This window comes from Methylobacter sp. (genome assembly GCF_004322395.1).
Taxonomy (GTDB): Bacteria; Pseudomonadota; Gammaproteobacteria; order Methylococcales; family Methylomonadaceae; genus Methylobacter_A.
In genome coordinates this window covers 1-15834 of record NZ_SCTW01000154.1, presented here as the reverse complement: position 1 = coordinate 15834, position 15834 = coordinate 1, and the positions used below count along the sequence as shown (strand labels likewise).

Below are 15834 nucleotides of genomic sequence, written 5' to 3'. Positions count from 1 at the left end.
TTTTATGGGCCACTGATTAGACGCATTGTGTTGCTTTTAATCTGTCGTCGCCCAAGTGCTATTTTCAGTTACTTTATATTTCAAAAGCAGGTCAACCATGAACGTAAAAATCTATCACAATCCGCGTTGCGGCAAATCGCGTCAAACCTTGCAGTTGTTAAAAGAGCAAGGCATCGAGCCGGAGGTTATCGAGTATCTTAAAACGCCTCTCACTGTTCAGGAGTTGGATGATATTCTGCAAAAATTGGATATGGAGCCGCGCGAGTTAATGCGTAAAAAAGAAGCCGAATATAAGGCCAACGGTTTAGACGACGTAGCGCTGGATCGGCAAGCGCTGCTTCAAGCGATGGTGAATAATCCTATTTTGATTGAGCGGCCTATTGTTATCGCGGGCGGCAAAGCGGCGATTGGCCGTCCGCCGGAAGATGTGCGTGCTATTTTATGACCTACTGCGTACAGCCAAAGGATACGCTTTTAGAAAGCCCTCACCCCAGCCCTCTCCCAGAGGGAGAGTGAGAAAAATCGCATCCATATCTATCTTAAGCTTATGGCAAAAATCCTGATTTTGTATTTCTCCCGCAATGGCGCCACTGCCGAAATGGCCAATCAGATCGCTCGTGGTGTTGAATCGGTTGACGCTGCGGAAGCGGTGCTCAGAACCGTCCCCGAGGTTTCAACCATCTGCGAAAAAACCGCAGAGCTTATTCCCGCCCACGGCCCGCTTTACGCTACGCTTGACGATTTAAAATCCTGCGACGGTTTGGCATTGGGCAGCCCGACCCATTTCGGCAATATGGCCGCGCCGCTGAAATACTTTATCGATAGCACCACCGAAATCTGGTTTTCAGGCGCGCTGTCCGGCAAACCCGCCGGCGTATTCACCTCAACCGGTAGCATGCATGGCGGACAGGAAAGCACTTTGTTATCGATGATGTTACCGCTGCTGCACCACGGTATGCTGATACTGGGTCTACCCAGTACTGAACATGCGTTGCGTGAAACGACTGCGGGCGGCACGCCTTACGGCCCCAGCCACGTATCGGCTAATCACGTGGGATTGACTGATCATGAAAGAATCTTGTGCAAAGCGCTGGGTGCACGCTTGGCTAAAACCGCGCTTCAATTGAAACAAGCAGCATGAACATAAAACCGATTTATTACTACATCATCGCCTTAGTTGGTTTTTTCGGATTGTTCGCATTATTAATGCTTTGGAATACTATCCTTGCGCCCTCCACCCGCTTTCCGGTAGCGCTGGTTTTATTGGTCACCGTTACACCTTTATTGCTGCCGATGCGCGGCTTGCTGGACCGCAAACCTAGAAGTTGCGCATGGGCGGCTTATGTCAGCCTGATCTATTTCCTGCATGGTACTGCCGAAGCCTATGTAAATGCCGATGAGCGGTTCTATGCGTCACTTGAAATCATGCTGAGCTTGATGCTCTTTTTGGGTTCGGCATTTTATGTCCGCTTTGCAGGTAAACAAAACTGACAATGGCAGAGCAACTTCCATTACATTTTGAATTCAGGGCCAATCAAACGTTTAATGATTTTTTCCCCGGTACCAACCAGGAAATCGTTACTCATTTACAACAGTGCATTGCAGGCGTTGGTGAACAGCAAGTTTTTCTTTGGGGTAAACCCGGACAAGGTAAAACTCATCTGCTGCAAGCTTGCTGTCATCAGGCGCAAAACCAAAACCTCAGTTCGTTCTATTTCGATTTATCGAATGCTGGGCTGCCTGAACCTTTGATGCTAAGCGGACTTGATCAGTATGATGTGGTTTGTTTCGACAACATCGAGCCTATAGCCGGTAACGCGGCTTGGGAGCTGGCTTTTTTTAATTTCTTCAATCGGCATCGTGATAGCGGCCACAAACTGATTGTATCTGCATCTTCTGCCCCCGGTGACCTTGCAATTCAATTACCCGATCTTAAAACCCGGCTTAATTGGGGACTGACTTTAAAAATACAGGCTTTAGCGGATAATGATCGCATCGAAGCATTAATTTTTAAAGCAGATCAAATGGGCTTTGAAATTGCTCCACAAGCAGGACGTTTCCTGCTAACGCATTACGACAGGGATCCGGCCTCTTTATGGGCTTTGCTGAAAAAGCTGGATAAAGCATCATTGGCCGCCAAACGTAAATTAACCCTTCCTTTTTTAAAGCAGATTTTGGACGAAGACAGCCATGGTTAAAGTGCTTGTCATTGGAGCGGGCGCTATCGGCGCTTTTTATGGCTCGCTGTTGGCAAAGGCCGGCGCCGAAGTGTCGGTAGTCTGCCGCTCCGATTATGATCAGGTCAAGCAGCACGGTTTTATTATTGACAGCCGCTCTCTCGGCCGCTGGAATTTTATTCCGGCGCAAGTTTTGAAGAATGCTGCGGATTTTGAAGGTTCGGCTGACACTATTTTACTCTGCACGAAAGTCATTCCGGCTGTGGATCGAGTCGCCCTGATACAGCCTGCTGTTGCTGAAAATACCGCAATAGTGTTTATCCAAAATGGAGTGGAAATCGAACAGGAAATGCTGGATGCCTTTCCCAACAATGAGGTCGTCAGCGGTTTGGCGTTTATTTGCTGTAACCGGATAGGCCCCGGCGAGATATTGCATCTGGCTTATGGGCGTTTGGCATTAGGCAATCTGCCGAACGGCATTAGCAATAAAACTGCACAGCTTTGCGAGCTTTTCAGCCACTCCGGCATCGACTGCAACACAAACGAAAACATAATCACCGGACGCTGGCAAAAATGCATCTGGAACGCGCCGTTTAACCCGCTATCGGTCTTATCGGGAGGCCTGCCGACGCTGGACATCCTGCAAAACCAAGAGCCTTTCGTACGCAACATTATGCAGGACGTTTTCAACATTGCGGCGGCCTCCGGGCATCCCTTACCCGACAATATTATTAACATTAACATCGAACATACTTACGCGATGCCACCTTATAAAACCAGCATGCTACTGGATTATGAAAACGGCCAGCCGATGGAAACCGAAGCTATTCTGGGCAATGCCGTACGTGCGGCTCAGAGGCTAGGCATATCAGTTCCTTACCTGGAATCGGTCTATGCCTTGATGAAGCTCAGAGAATTGAAACTAATAGTTAAAAAATAGAACGCAGATAACGCGGATAATTATGATTAAATAAGATTTAATCTGTGTTTATCATATTCATCTGCGTCGCCTAGAGGCGCCTACTTTTGGCATCTGCGTTCTATTGTATTGATAGATTGAGTAGTTACGGTTATTTCCCGTAAAAAACATAATCCGCTGTATAAGGAACCCGTTTTTCACCACCCAAATGATTGGCATCGCATCCCGAAGTAGGAGGCAAGCCGCCGTGCGTATTAAGCCGGTTAATAAAACCGACGTTTGAAAACAAACCGTCGCCCTTATGGGAGACTACCTCGACTAGCAGCCAGGAGATAGACGAACCGGGCGCTATATCGATTTTCTTGACCACCTTTCCCACCACACGGCTGCCCTCTTTATATTCCCAGAGCGGGCCTGCCGTATGATTTCCGACAATGTTACCCTGCGCATCGAACAACTTGGCATCGGGCGCCTGCGTTTCCCATGCATACTCGCCTTTATTGAGTGCGCATTGATAAATCTGATCGCCCTTCGCATGGGCAGTTAAAACAGGACTATAACCGGCAGGCGCTTTAATCTGCTCAGGTATTGAAGTCTCAGCATAAGCCGCGCCTTGTAATATGAGCCATAAAATTAATGTCTTTTTGATCATAGTATTTACCATGGCATTGGCGTTCCGTCATACTTGACGAAATTGCCTGATTGATCCAATGAAAAGTCCTTTATCAGAATACGCATTCCGGAAACACTTTGGTCGGCATTAATTAATGCATTAGGCCCCCCCATATCGGTTTTGACCCAGCCGGGGTGGAATATAAGCACACCGATAGACTGATCTTTAAGTTCTACCGCTAGGCACTTCATTGCCGCATTCAGCGCCGCCTTGCTTGATCGGTAAAAAATACTGCCGCCACTGTCATTGTCAGCCATACTACCCATTAGACTGCTGATCGCAACAATCAATTTTTTATTGCTCTTTTTGATGTGCGGTAAAAACGCTTCCGTCATTTTGGCCGGCGCTTCGGTATTTGTTAACAACGACTCAGTCCATGCCTGATAATCAAAATGGCCGAAACCGTTAGTTTTGTCATCCAGATATACACCAGCATTATTAATCAAAACATCAATCGCCAAATCGGCTAGTTTTTCAGATAGCGCATCAATTTGCTTAAACTTTGAAACATCCAACGCTTCCAACTGAACATTAGAGTGATGACTGGCGAGATTATTTAAATCAAACGCATCGTCCGGGTTACGGGCACAGGCAATGACATGCCAGCCCTGTTCGGCATATTGGCGGCAAAACTCCAAACCCAAGCCGCGATTAGCGCCGGTAATTAAAACTGTAGCCATCGTATTTCTCCCATAAAAAAACCTCCTGCATCGGTAGACGCAGAAGGCTTCTTATACTACTTAAAAACTGCTGTTGCGCAATAGGTAAAAAATCTCACCACGAAGAAAAAACAAGCTTGGCGTTCTTCGCGGTTGTTGTAATTTACGCAGTATCGATCAAAACATTAAGCTGAAAAGTTTTTTGCAGCAAAATCCCAGTTAACTAAAGTCCAGAATGCTTCCAGGTAAGTTGGGCGCGCATTACGGTAATCGATGTAATAAGCGTGTTCCCAAACATCGCAAGTCAATAAAGGCTTTTGACCAGCCGTTAAAGGACAACCTGCATTACTGGTGCTAACCAACGCCAAGCTGCCGTCGGCATTTTGCACCAGCCAAGCCCAGCCTGAGCCGAAAGTGGTGACCGCACATTTAGTGAATTCTTCTTTAAACTTTGCAAATGAACCGAAAGTTTTATTGATAGCATCGGCTAAAGCGCCGCTAGGCTCACCGCCGGCATTCGGAGCTATGCTGTTCCAGTAGAAAGTATGGTTCCAGACTTGCGCCGCGTTATTGAAAACGCCGCCGGAAGATTTCATGATAATTTCTTCCAACGACAAACCTTCAAATTCAGTTCCCGGAACCAAGTTATTCAGGTTTGTTACATAGGTTTGATGATGCTTGCCATAATGATACTCTAAAGTTTCTTCAGAAATATGAGGCGCTAATGCACCTTTAGCATAAGGTAAAGCAGGAAGTTCGAAAGCCATGAGATTCTCCTAAATTAAAGTTGTCGTAAGATGTTATGCGTAAACAGCCGGCAACAAAAAATAAATACCAAGTGTTTTAATAAACATTTACTTTAGCATTGCTCGCCGATTAAATAAAGCGATTAGCACAAGCTGGAACTCAGCAAATCATTAAAACAGCTTATGTGCTATCCATGCGAACCTGCAAAAATGTTCAGCTTTGGAGTGTCGATAGAAGCTGTCACCCGATATGTTGAAAGCTATTTGCTTTATACCCCAATTAAATAATACTTTCAAAGCTTGGCTGACTTATGCTGTCATTTACAACGACAGCCTATAAAATACCTGCAAAATCAGTAATCACTTACGGAAGGTCGCAATGATCAGACTGACTTACGCCAGGCACATCAATCAAAGACTTTAGCCCTGAAAATCTGTTAGCGCTTCCATAGGTATCTGCGTATTTTTATAATTAGGAATTACTCAGCATACATCCGATCAATGTAGCGGCACCGTTGCCGCCGTTATCTCTTGACCGTTAGAGCTGTGTAAGCTGTCCAACTGACTCAAGCACTTTGTTTTGCGCCCGCGCAAAGTCAATCAATAATTCAGGCTGATATTCACGTTGTGTGTTAAGAGCCTGTTCCAACGCTACAATGCATGTTTTCAATTCCGCCATCGCAAGATTGGCTGCTACACCTTTCATTCCATGAAGCAACTGCAAAGCTGAATCAACGTCGCCCGCTTGTAAAAGAGCATCCAATCGGGCCTCGGCATCGCTAAAGCTTTCATAAAACTTCAATAACAAGTCACGTAGCAGTTGCATATTTCCCACGACATTTTTTAAACTTTGTTGCATATCGATACCCGGCAAAAATTTCGGTAATAAGGCTTCTTTTTGTTCGGTTGCCTTTGCCAAGTAAGAATCCGGCGCTTTACGCAGTTCCGGTTTGATAAAACTAGTCAGGCTTGCCAATAATTCATCAACATCTATAGGCTTGGTTACAAACCCATTCATGCCTACATACAGGCAACTTTCTCTAACATCGTTCATGGCATGAGCCGTCATCGCAATAATCGGCAAATCATCAAATTGCGATTCAGAACGTATGATCCGGGTCGCCTCATAACCATCCATGATAGGCATTTGCAAATCCATTAATACCGCATCAAAGTAGCTTTCTCGTATTTTTTGTACAGCATCCTGTCCATTCATGGCAATAACAATATTAAAACCTTCCTGCTCCAATGTTTCTTTCGCGACCTGTTGATTAATAAGATTATCTTCTACTAATAATAACCTTGCGCTCTTAATCTCATGCTGCTTTTCGTTCCTTCTTCTAAGTTGGCACGTTTGCAAAACAGAATCTTCGTCAACATGATTTTGATTGAACGCTCCAACAATTGCATTGAACAATGCCGATGGATGCACTGGTTTAATAAGATACCCATTCAGATTGAGATCAGTTATCCGCTGTGCAATATCTTCCCTGTTATGAACGGTTATCATGATAATGTAAGGAACGTGGGCTATCTTAAGATTATTTTTAATACGACGTGCAACCGTAATGCCGTCCATTTTGGGTAAATTCCAATCCATAAGTACAAGTTGATAAGGATTTTCAGTAGAAGCGTTCTCCAGTAGTTGAATCGCTTGCTCACCGGTACTGACTGAAGTTACCTGGAAAAAAAAAGTTTCCAAATACAAACATAAAATGTCTCTTGATGCTTTGTTACCATCTACTACTAACGCCTTGACGTCGCGAAAAGCATCGCGCGGCGCTGCTCGTTTTCGATAGGTTTCCTGCAGTTTTCCAAAGTTGGCGCTAAACGTAAAAGTACTGCCTTTTCCCACTTTACTGGATACATGAATGACGCCATTCATCATATTTACCATCCGCTTGCAAATCGCCAGACCTAAGCCGGTTCCGCCGTATTTACGGGTAGTAGATTTATCGGCCTGATTAAAGGACTGAAACAACCCGTCCATTTGTTCTGGGGTCAAGCCTATGCCGGTGTCTTTAACAGAAAACTCAAGCATAATTTGATCCGCTCTTGGTTCGCAGTCTTCTGCCACTGCAACTCTGATAAAAATATCGCCGTGGCTGGAAAATTTAATCGCATTACCGACTAAATTAAGCAGCACTTGCCCCAGTCTTAGAGGGTCGCCCACCAAGTTCAAAGGCACATCGTCGGCAGTAATAAAATGTATATGAAGGTCTTTTTCTTCTGCTCTGTCAGCCGTCAAAATGGCAAGATCATTCAGCACATCATTCAAATGAAATGGGATAGTTTCCAGTTCCAGTTTCCCGGCTTCGATTTTGGAGAAATCTAAAATATCGTTAATAATTCCAAGCAGTGCACGAGAAGAAACCTGAACTTTAGCCAAATAATCCTGTTGTTTTGGAGTCAGATCCGTCTGTAAAGCTAAGCGCGTCATGCCGATGATAGCGTTCATCGGCGTCCGGATTTCGTGACTCATCATCGACAGAAACTCTGATTTGCTTTTATCAGCGGCAACCGCATGGTCTCGCGCTTCGGCCAATTCGAAGGTACGATTTATGACTTTTTGCTCTAACGTCCGACTATATTCTTCAAGCTTATCGTAAGAAATTTTAAGATTCCCGGCCATTTGAACAAACGCTGTGGTTAATGCGCCAATTTCGCCATCCTGCCGAATTTTTTTAACCTTGTCACTGACTGAAAAATTACCTTGAGCTAACTCATCTGCCAACCGGGTCAAGTGCATCAACGGTCTGGACAGACGCTCAGATACCAGCAATACAATACCGGCGCCAATCAGGATAAAAATAGCGGTGGTTATTAAAAGTCTTTTTATCATTTCGCGGATTTGACGAACACTCTCCTGTTGAGAATTAATAATCTCCTGATTAAAAAGTTCCAAAGAAAAGCCTAGGCGAAGACCCCCCCAAGGTTCTGAACTCACCTGGATCGGCATGATAAACTCCATAAAAGATTTACCGTCGCTTACATACTCATTAACCATTGCAGCCTTTTGAGCCACTGCGAACAGATCTTCTTTGCCGGATAAAATCTCCATCTCTGACTGCGGTTTTAACGTATGAATATAAGCCTTACCCGAGGCTTGCATTAATATAATGTAGGAAAGTTCCTTATTCTCCTGCACCGCATTTCTTAACTGATCCCCAACCAGCGAAAGATTAGCTGAAGCAATTCCATTTTTGACCTGATCCAGTAAATTATCAGACAGAATATGTCCTTTATCGATTAACCTTCCTTTCATCAACACTATGCGTTTTTCCAGTTCCTTTTCAAACACATCCTTTTGAAACTCAATCTGAATAAAGGTCAACATCGTCAACAAGGCGATAATTAAGCCTACCATCGTAACGAGCAGTTTTCTAAAAATACTTCGTTTAACCATTTTGTCTGAGCTCAAAAGTGTTTTTTGGGAGATTATTTTGACTATCTGTACTTACTTTTATGGCATTATAGATCTAACTTTAAAAGTTGCCTGATTAATTAATTTATTTCGGTTATTCTGTTAGAAGCACAGTTACAGAAAGCCTTAAATCAATTTGTAAGTAATGGAGTTTAGGGATGCAGGCATCAGATAATAACTTGTTAGCCGACAAAATAAACCACATATTCAATTTCTTTCGCAGTACATTATATATACGAGTTAAACCGGAACATTTATCTGTACTTCATGTTCAATCCGATAAAGAGTTCAAAGACGTGCCCATCATTGCTATAGAAAACACCAACCGTAAATCTTTAATCTTAGCAGTTGGTCATGAGGCAAACACTAAAACAGGATTACCCAATGTTACGGTAGTTAATGGATTTAAACACCCGCGAACATTGTTGGCAGACTTCGCTGTTGCTGAACGTACCCTGAAACACTTCATCAAGAAAGCTGTGCCGAATTTTACCCCATCCCCGGTTGTTATTATTCATCCATTGGACATGCTGGAAGGAGGTTTAACTCAAATTGAAATTCGCGCGTTTGCCGAACTTTGCAGCATGGCTGGCGCCCGAAAGGTTTATGTGTGGACTGGTCCCGAACTTAACAAAGAGGAGTTACAGCGGCTAGACTTTACCCGGATTGGAGGCCAACTGCTTTTTCCATAAAATACTGGCAGGCGACATTTAGGACATCATGACAAATCCACTTTTATTCTGTTTCGAACCAATTGCAGATTCAAGTTCCGAAATATTAATTCTGGGCAGCATGCCGGGACGGGAATCTTTAGCGGCAGGTCAATACTATGCAAATCGCCGTAACGCGTTCTGGAAAATCATGGCTGAACTGCTCGGGTTTGATCATGACTCTTCCTATGATGCTCGTCTACATGAATTAAAGACAGCCCGCATCGCACTATGGGATGTGCTGCGATCCTGTACGCGAGTCGGCAGCTTGGACGCAAAAATTGAAACCAACTCCATCACTGTCAATGACTTTCAGAGTTTCTTTAATACCCATAACAATATCCACGCAGTGTTCTTCAATGGAGCAAAAGCGGAAGCGACCTACCGGCGCTATGTCTTGCCTACTGTCGGCACCGTTCCGGTCAGCTATATGCGTCTTCCTTCTACTAGCCCGGCGCATGCGTCCCTCTCTTATGAACAAAAACTTCAGGCATGGCGGGCAACGTTTAACTCTGTAGACAGGAATAAGCCTATTTGAGCGGCAGCGAGAACAGGCGTTGCCTACATGGACAGATATTTGCTCCTGCAATATCCGCTTGACCTCCACGGATGGAGGAAATGCCGCAAGATTGCATGGAGCAATCGCGGTCACCACATCCATGTGGATTATGTAGGTAAGGAGCGAAAGCTTTTCCGGCTGTTTCCTCCCGGATTCGCCGGAAACTCTACCTCGCGCTACGCCCTTCGACAGACTTGGGTGGCCTTATTTCGGCCTACGCTATTTCTTTTTGAAATAAAAAATCTGTTTATCGGATTCTTTTATCAATTGAATGATTTGATGCCCGGTCTGGTCAGAATAAACGCCAAAGTCCAAATGTGCGGCAGGATCGGTTGCAATCACTTTGACAATATCGCCGCTGGACATGTCCATCAGGGCTTTTTTCAGGCGCAACAAGGGTAATGGGCAATTCAATCCACTGGCATCTAATTCCAGGTTAAATTCGATCATAGTTTTTTAAGTTTTCTCAACTAAGTTTGGTGCGCTTATAATACCATCCTCTTTTAAATCCAAGAATCATCGTAATTAAATGGATTATTTCCCCGTATTTTTAAAGCTTAAAGACCAGGCTTGTCTGGTGATCGGTGCAGGCGAAATCGCCGCCCGAAAAATTGAATTATTGGCTCGAGCCGGTGCAAAAATTACCGTGATCGCCAGCAAGATGAGCCCTACAGTATTGAGTCTACAGACAACTCATAACTTAACACTGCTGCAAAAGTCATTCTCCCCTGCTGATCTTGGTGAATTCAGGTTAGTGGTATCGGCAACCGATAATGCAAAAACCAATTGCCTGGTTGCCAAGACGGCGACAGAACAAAACATCCCGGTTAATGTGGTCGATAATCCCGAGCTTTGCACCTTCATTTTTCCGGCCATTATCGACCGCTCACCGATTATTGCGGCTGTGTCCTCCGGCGGCGCCACACCGGTATTAGCCCGCTTGCTGAGGGCTAAAATAGAAACAGTGATTCCTCCCGCCTATGGCCGCCTCGCTGATCTGGCCGATAGATTCAGGGATAAGGTCAAGCAGCATATTAAGAAGCCGGCTCAACGCAGAATTTTCTGGGAGAATGTTTTGCAGGGCACTGTCGCTGAGCTGATCTTCTCCGGTAAGGAGTTGGAGGCTGAACAGCAATTAGAGCAAACCCTGCTCAAGCAAAAAGAAAATACCAATCTCGGCGAAGTTTATCTGGTCGGCGCGGGTCCCGGCGCACCGGATTTGTTGACTTTTCGCGCATTACGATTGATGCAGCAGGCTGATGTGGTCGTTTATGACAGGCTGGTATCGCCGGAAATACTCGATTTGGTGCGCAGGGATGCAGAAAAGATTTATGTCGGCAAACAACGGCAATATCATGCGCTGCCTCAAGAATCCATCAATACCCTGCTGGCTGACTTGGCTAAAGCCGGGAAACGGGTGGTGCGCTTAAAAGGCGGCGATCCGTTCATATTCGGCCGCGGCGGCGAAGAAATTGAAACCCTGATGCAGCAAGGCATTAACTTTCAGGTAGTTCCCGGCATTACCGCCGCTTCCGGCTGCGCAACTTACTCAGGTATCCCGCTAACTCATCGGGATCATGCGCAATCCTGCACTTTTGTCACCGGCCACCTAAAAGATAATTCCGTTAATTTGAACTGGACGCAACTTGCAGCACCCAATCAGACCATTGTCATCTATATGGGGCTGGCCGGCCTGGAAAAAATCTGCCAGTCGCTGATTGAGCACGGCAGTCCCAAAGATTTACCTATTGCCATTGTTCAACAAGGCACTACGTCGAATCAGCGAGTGATTACCGGGACTTTGGAAACACTGCCGGGCAAGATTGCCGGTCAGGATATTAAGCCGCCTACTCTGACCATTATCGGCACCGTAGTCACGTTACATGACAAGCTGAGCTGGTTTCAGACACGCCAGCTTGGTTAATTATTATTTGCCATGATTTACGATCAAATGATTCAGTTATCATTCATAGCTTTCGTCGATAATATAACTCGAGGAAAATAAATAAATAAACAATTGAATTTTTCCGTCAAATTCCCTATGCTTTCACAGTTTTACTTTCAATCGAACTGTTATTTTCTTCAAAAATAAACAACAGTTCTTTTTTTACTACCAAAAGGAGAGAACAATATGAAAAAATCATTAGGTACATTAGCTGGTATTGCTTTAATCACTTTAAGCGGACAAGTATTTGCTGACGAAGCTGCTGATGTTGGTAAGAAAATTTATGAGCGCGCTTTCGGTCGCGGTTGCGGCACTTGCCACGATATCGCTTCAAACCCACAATTATCTGCTTTAATTAAAGCGGGTCAACTGGACAGAGCGAAATTCGAAACCGTTTTAAAAGAAGGCAAAGGCGGCATGCCTAAAGCTATAGCTGAAATCATGAAAAACCCAGCCGTTACTAAAGCTGGATACGGCGAAGATCAAGCTGTTGATGCTCTGTACAAATACCTGGAAACTAAATAAATCCGGATCGCAAACACAAAAAAAGCCGCCCCCTGTCTTAGACTTGGGGCGGCTTTTTTTATATCTGAAAGAATTGACTAATCCTTTTCCAAATAACTTATTCTGGTTTCCTTATAAGGCAAACGGTTGCGATTTTTAATCCAAATACCTGCAACTGCCGCCAGCATCAAACCGCACGACGCAAGAGTCACATAGATCAGGCGTTTTAATTGGGACATTTCCTGCATCAACTGCTCATTAGAAATAGTCTCCTTTCCTTTCTTGGCTGGTTCTGAATAGGAGCGAAGAACTTTAAGGTCGTTTTTCAAGTCTTCTATAGCGCCGATGGAACTGGATACGGAACCTACCCGAATACTCTCTTCCAACGCGTTCAGTTTGCTTTCAATTGAGCCGCTGACCAAGCCGACCAGTTGCCCCTTCAGAGCGTTAACTTCTGCTGACAATACCGGATTCATCTCGGCCGCGTAGGCCTCAGTAGCAGTGGCACTTTTATATCGTGTTAAAAAACTATCGCTTGGAAACAATAAAAAACCCGCTATTAAAATAATAACCATCAAGGCACAGATTATCGTCAGCAACAATCTGTTAACTTTCATTAATGCATGATGCGAAGGCACTCTTTGCAGAGCCGTAGGAGCACTGCCGTACAACGTCTCCACTACTGAATTTGTCTTATCTATATCGCTCATTAATTACTTCCTCTCGAAATCAGGAACTTACGGCAACAAATCCTGACCGAACAATTATTATTTTTTTCATAACAAACTATGTCGGTAGTTTTGCTACCGGACTGGCGATTATACAAGCTTAATACACAAATCCTGCATTTTATTTAAATACATTTTATGGAAGACAGGCAGCATAAAATTTACAATTTTATGCTGCCTACATTACCAGTTAGCCTAACCGCTTGGCTGCGGCTATCCGCATTCTCAACGCGTTTAACTTGATAAAGCCCTCGGCGTCCTTTTGGTTGTATGCACCGCCATCATCTTCAAACGTCGCAATACTTTCATCAAACAGACTGTCAGTATCGGAAGCGCGGCCGACAACGATGACATTGCCCTTATAAAGTTTGAGCCTGACTTTGCCGTTAACATTGGCTTGAGATGCATCAATCATGGTTTGCATCATTTTCCGCTCAGGGCTCCACCAGTAACCATTGTAGATTAAAGAAGCATAACGCGGCATCAGTTCATCTTTTAAATGCGCCACTTCCCTGTCCAGCGTTAATGATTCGATCGCGCGATGCGCCTTGAGCATCACAGTGCCGGCCGGAGTTTCATAACAGCCGCGCGATTTCATACCGACATAACGATTTTCCACAATATCCAATCGACCGATACCATTAGCGCCGGCAACTTTGTTTAATTGCTCCAGAACTGTAGCAGGCGTGCAAGGTACATCATCGATAGCAACAATATCACCCAGACGGTAAGTCAGCTCAATGTAAGTCGGTTTGTCGGGCGCTGATTCCGGTGAAACAGTCCAGCGCCACATATCTTCTTCAGGTTCCGCCCAAGGGTCTTCCAGAATCCGACCCTCATAAGAAATATGCAGTAAATTGGCATCCATCGAATAAGGCGATGCTTTGCCTTTTTTCATTTCCACCGGGATATTATGTTCTTCAGCATAAGCCAGCAATGTTTGACGAGAAGTTAAATCCCATTCACGCCAAGGCGCAATAATCTGTATATCGGGACGCAGTGCATAAGCGCCCAGCTCAAAACGCACTTGGTCATTACCCTTGCCGGTTGCGCCGTGAGAAATGGCGTTCGCGCCGGTTTCATTGGCGATGTCTATGAGTCGCTTGGCAATTAAAGGACGGGCAATCGAAGTACCCAGCAAATATTCGCCTTCGTAAATCGTATTGGCGCGGAACATCGGAAAAACATAATCGCGAGCAAAATCTTCACGCAGATCTTCGATGTAAATATCCTTAATGCCCATCGCTTGGGCTTTGGCCCGCGCAGGCTCAACTTCTTCGCCCTGCCCCAAATCAGCCGTAAAAGTAACGACTTCGCAGTCGTAAACATCCTGCAACCACTTAAGAATGACGGAAGTATCCAAACCTCCGGAATAAGCCAAAACCACCTTATTAATTTCCGACATAATGCCTGTACCCTAAGTTAAAAAATGCGGCAAATTATACCGGAAAATACGAGTTTCGGCAGCAACGTACCCACTTTAAACAGGGCAATCGCGCTATCTATACATTGCTAACTGAAATTTGTTCATGATACCGAGTTTCCAATTGATTCGATGTGTCGCTTTATGCAAGTTTCCCGAAGTGCCTACTATGCTTGGCGGCATCGCGCTCAAACCAGGATCGAATCGGATGATATTGAACTGACGACTATTATCCAGGGCTTGTTCAAGAAGAGTCGCTCTACCTATGGAACCCGGCGACTCCAAAAATCGTTATTAAACCGGGACCAGGCAGTCAGTCGACGACGGATAGGCCGGTTGATGCGGGAAGCCGATTGGGTTTGTAAAACGAAACGTAAATTCAAGACCACTACGAATTCCAAGCATGACCAGTCGATTGCACCTAATCATCTGGATCGTCAATTTACAGTGAGTCAGGCCAATCAGGCCTATGCTGGCGATATTACCACTATCCATACTCAAGAAGGCTGGTTGTATTTAGCGGTTGTGATTGATCTGTATTCCCGGCAAGTGGTCGGCTGGTCAATGACGGAGCACATGAGGGATAAGCTGGTGAACGACGCGCTACTGATGGCCATTTGGAAACGGAAACCCGGGAAAGACTTGTTGTGGCATAGCGACCGAGGCAGTCAATATGCTTCGGACAGTCACCGGGCACTATTAAAACAGCACGGTATCCGGCAGAGCATGAGCCGTAAAGGCAACTGTTAGGATAATGCGGTTTCAGAAAGCTTCTTTCATACCCTGAAAACCGAACTGATACACCATCAGACTTATCAAACCCGGGCGGAGACTAGACAGGTTGAGTATATTGAAGTCTTTTACAACCGTGAACGCCTTCATTCCGCAAATGGCTATTTATCGCCGATTGACTATGAATTGCAGCATAAAGCTGCTTAACCGTGTGTCCGGAAAAGTGTTGACACATCAGCCGATAAAGGTTCCCTGGAGGTTCATGAAACCGTCGACAAAAATCATGGCCGCTTGGAAATTCGTCGTTATAGCCTCAGCCGTGATATTGCCTGGCTGTTGCAAAAGCCAGAATGGCAGGGCTTGCAGGCGGTGGGACGAGTCAAATCGACCCGACTCATTGGCAACAAAACCAGCACCGAAGCCGGTACTACCTGACTTCGCTGACCGATTTGCCGCGTTTTCCGAAACCGTGCGCGGCCATTGGGAGATAGAAAACAGTCAGCACTGGGTATAACTGATAAGTCTATGAACTGCCAACTTTGACTGGCTATAATTTTACACATTCCTGTGCAAATTCTTTTCTGATTATATGTCGGTTCAGCCTAAATCCCGGGCAAAAAAAAACCCAAGCCTGA

Annotated in this window: 17 protein-coding genes and 1 pseudogene; 11 read left to right on the top strand and 7 right to left on the bottom strand. The window is 45.1% G+C overall.

The genetic code is table 11. The annotated features are described in order from the left end of the window. The first annotated feature begins 97 nt into the window (after positions 1-97). The 5 genes from arsC to EPO18_RS19820 all read left to right on the top strand — a co-directional run bounded on the left by arsC (position 98) and on the right by EPO18_RS19820 (position 3117). Entirely contained in the window at positions 98-445 is a 348-nt protein-coding gene (arsC, locus tag EPO18_RS19840) for an arsenate reductase (glutaredoxin) (protein WP_292436501.1), read from the top strand. 102 nt (positions 446-547) lie between these two features. Beyond that, on the top strand, positions 548-1141 hold the full coding sequence (gene wrbA, locus EPO18_RS19835; protein ID WP_292436498.1) for an NAD(P)H:quinone oxidoreductase: 594 nt from the start codon (positions 548-550) through the stop codon (positions 1139-1141). Next, the gene (locus EPO18_RS19830; protein ID WP_292436496.1) at positions 1138-1491 is read left to right on the top strand and encodes a DUF2069 domain-containing protein; all 354 of its coding nucleotides are present in this window, start codon (positions 1138-1140) and stop codon (positions 1489-1491) included. The genes wrbA and EPO18_RS19830 overlap by 4 nt, the downstream gene beginning before the upstream one ends. Positions 1492-1493: 2 nt before the next feature. Continuing rightward, positions 1494-2198: a DnaA regulatory inactivator Hda gene (gene hda, locus EPO18_RS19825; protein WP_292436494.1), complete on the top strand. Its 705-nt coding sequence runs from the start codon at positions 1494-1496 to the stop codon at positions 2196-2198. After that, entirely contained in the window at positions 2191-3117 is a 927-nt protein-coding gene (locus EPO18_RS19820) for a ketopantoate reductase family protein (protein ID WP_292436492.1), read from the top strand. Before hda ends, EPO18_RS19820 begins: the two co-directional genes overlap by 8 nt. Positions 3118-3247: 130 nt before the next feature. Here the strand turns inward: EPO18_RS19820 and EPO18_RS19815 are convergent, their stop codons facing one another. The 4 genes from EPO18_RS19815 to EPO18_RS19800 all read right to left on the bottom strand — a co-directional run bounded on the left by EPO18_RS19815 (position 3248) and on the right by EPO18_RS19800 (position 8580). Then, positions 3248-3748 (bottom strand): DUF3455 domain-containing protein, encoded by a 501-nt coding sequence (locus EPO18_RS19815; protein WP_292436490.1) that lies wholly within the window; start codon positions 3746-3748, stop codon positions 3248-3250. Between the two features lie 5 nt (positions 3749-3753). Next, on the bottom strand, positions 3754-4449 hold the full coding sequence (locus EPO18_RS19810) for an SDR family oxidoreductase (protein WP_292436488.1): 696 nt from the start codon (positions 4447-4449) through the stop codon (positions 3754-3756). Positions 4450-4613: 164 nt separating this feature from the next. Then, positions 4614-5195, bottom strand: coding sequence for a superoxide dismutase [Fe] (sodB, locus tag EPO18_RS19805; protein WP_292436486.1), 582 nt, complete (start codon positions 5193-5195; stop codon positions 4614-4616). A 517-nt stretch (positions 5196-5712) separates the two neighbouring features. Continuing rightward, on the bottom strand, positions 5713-8580 hold the full coding sequence (locus EPO18_RS19800; RefSeq protein WP_292436483.1) for a response regulator: 2868 nt from the start codon (positions 8578-8580) through the stop codon (positions 5713-5715). 176 nt (positions 8581-8756) lie between these two features. Here EPO18_RS19800 and EPO18_RS19795 point away from each other — a divergent pair, with 176 nt between their 5' ends. Then, entirely contained in the window at positions 8757-9290 is a 534-nt protein-coding gene (locus EPO18_RS19795) for a rod shape-determining protein (RefSeq protein WP_292436481.1), read from the top strand. A 28-nt stretch (positions 9291-9318) separates the two neighbouring features. Further along, positions 9319-9846, top strand: coding sequence for a DNA-deoxyinosine glycosylase (locus tag EPO18_RS19790; protein WP_292436479.1), 528 nt, complete (start codon positions 9319-9321; stop codon positions 9844-9846). Between the two features lie 240 nt (positions 9847-10086). On the opposite strand, the gene EPO18_RS19785 is transcribed toward EPO18_RS19790, so the two are convergent. Then, entirely contained in the window at positions 10087-10317 is a 231-nt protein-coding gene (locus EPO18_RS19785) for a sulfurtransferase TusA family protein (RefSeq protein ID WP_292436477.1), read from the bottom strand. A 79-nt stretch (positions 10318-10396) separates the two neighbouring features. Between EPO18_RS19785 and cysG the strand changes: the two genes are divergently transcribed. Together cysG and EPO18_RS19775 are read left to right on the top strand one after the other, a co-directional pair. After that, complete coding sequence (cysG, locus tag EPO18_RS19780) at positions 10397-11791, top strand: siroheme synthase CysG (RefSeq protein WP_292436475.1); 1395 nt, start codon at positions 10397-10399, stop codon at positions 11789-11791. Positions 11792-11998: 207 nt separating this feature from the next. Continuing rightward, positions 11999-12337, top strand: coding sequence for a c-type cytochrome (locus EPO18_RS19775; protein WP_292436472.1), 339 nt, complete (start codon positions 11999-12001; stop codon positions 12335-12337). A gap of 77 nt (positions 12338-12414) precedes the next feature. Here the strand turns inward: EPO18_RS19775 and EPO18_RS19770 are convergent, their stop codons facing one another. After that, complete coding sequence (locus tag EPO18_RS19770) at positions 12415-13026, bottom strand: hypothetical protein (RefSeq protein ID WP_292436470.1); 612 nt, start codon at positions 13024-13026, stop codon at positions 12415-12417. Positions 13027-13234: 208 nt separating this feature from the next. Continuing rightward, positions 13235-14449 (bottom strand): argininosuccinate synthase, encoded by a 1215-nt coding sequence (locus EPO18_RS19765; protein ID WP_292436468.1) that lies wholly within the window; start codon positions 14447-14449, stop codon positions 13235-13237. A gap of 123 nt (positions 14450-14572) precedes the next feature. Between EPO18_RS19765 and EPO18_RS19760 the strand changes: the two are divergent. Both EPO18_RS19760 and EPO18_RS19755 read left to right on the top strand, forming a co-directional pair. Continuing rightward, positions 14573-15406, top strand: a pseudogene (locus tag EPO18_RS19760) (IS3 family transposase); the annotation flags it as partial. A 55-nt stretch (positions 15407-15461) separates the two neighbouring features. After that, the gene (locus EPO18_RS19755) at positions 15462-15713 is read left to right on the top strand and encodes a hypothetical protein (RefSeq protein WP_292436466.1); all 252 of its coding nucleotides are present in this window, start codon (positions 15462-15464) and stop codon (positions 15711-15713) included. The last annotated feature ends 121 nt before the right edge of the window (positions 15714-15834 follow it).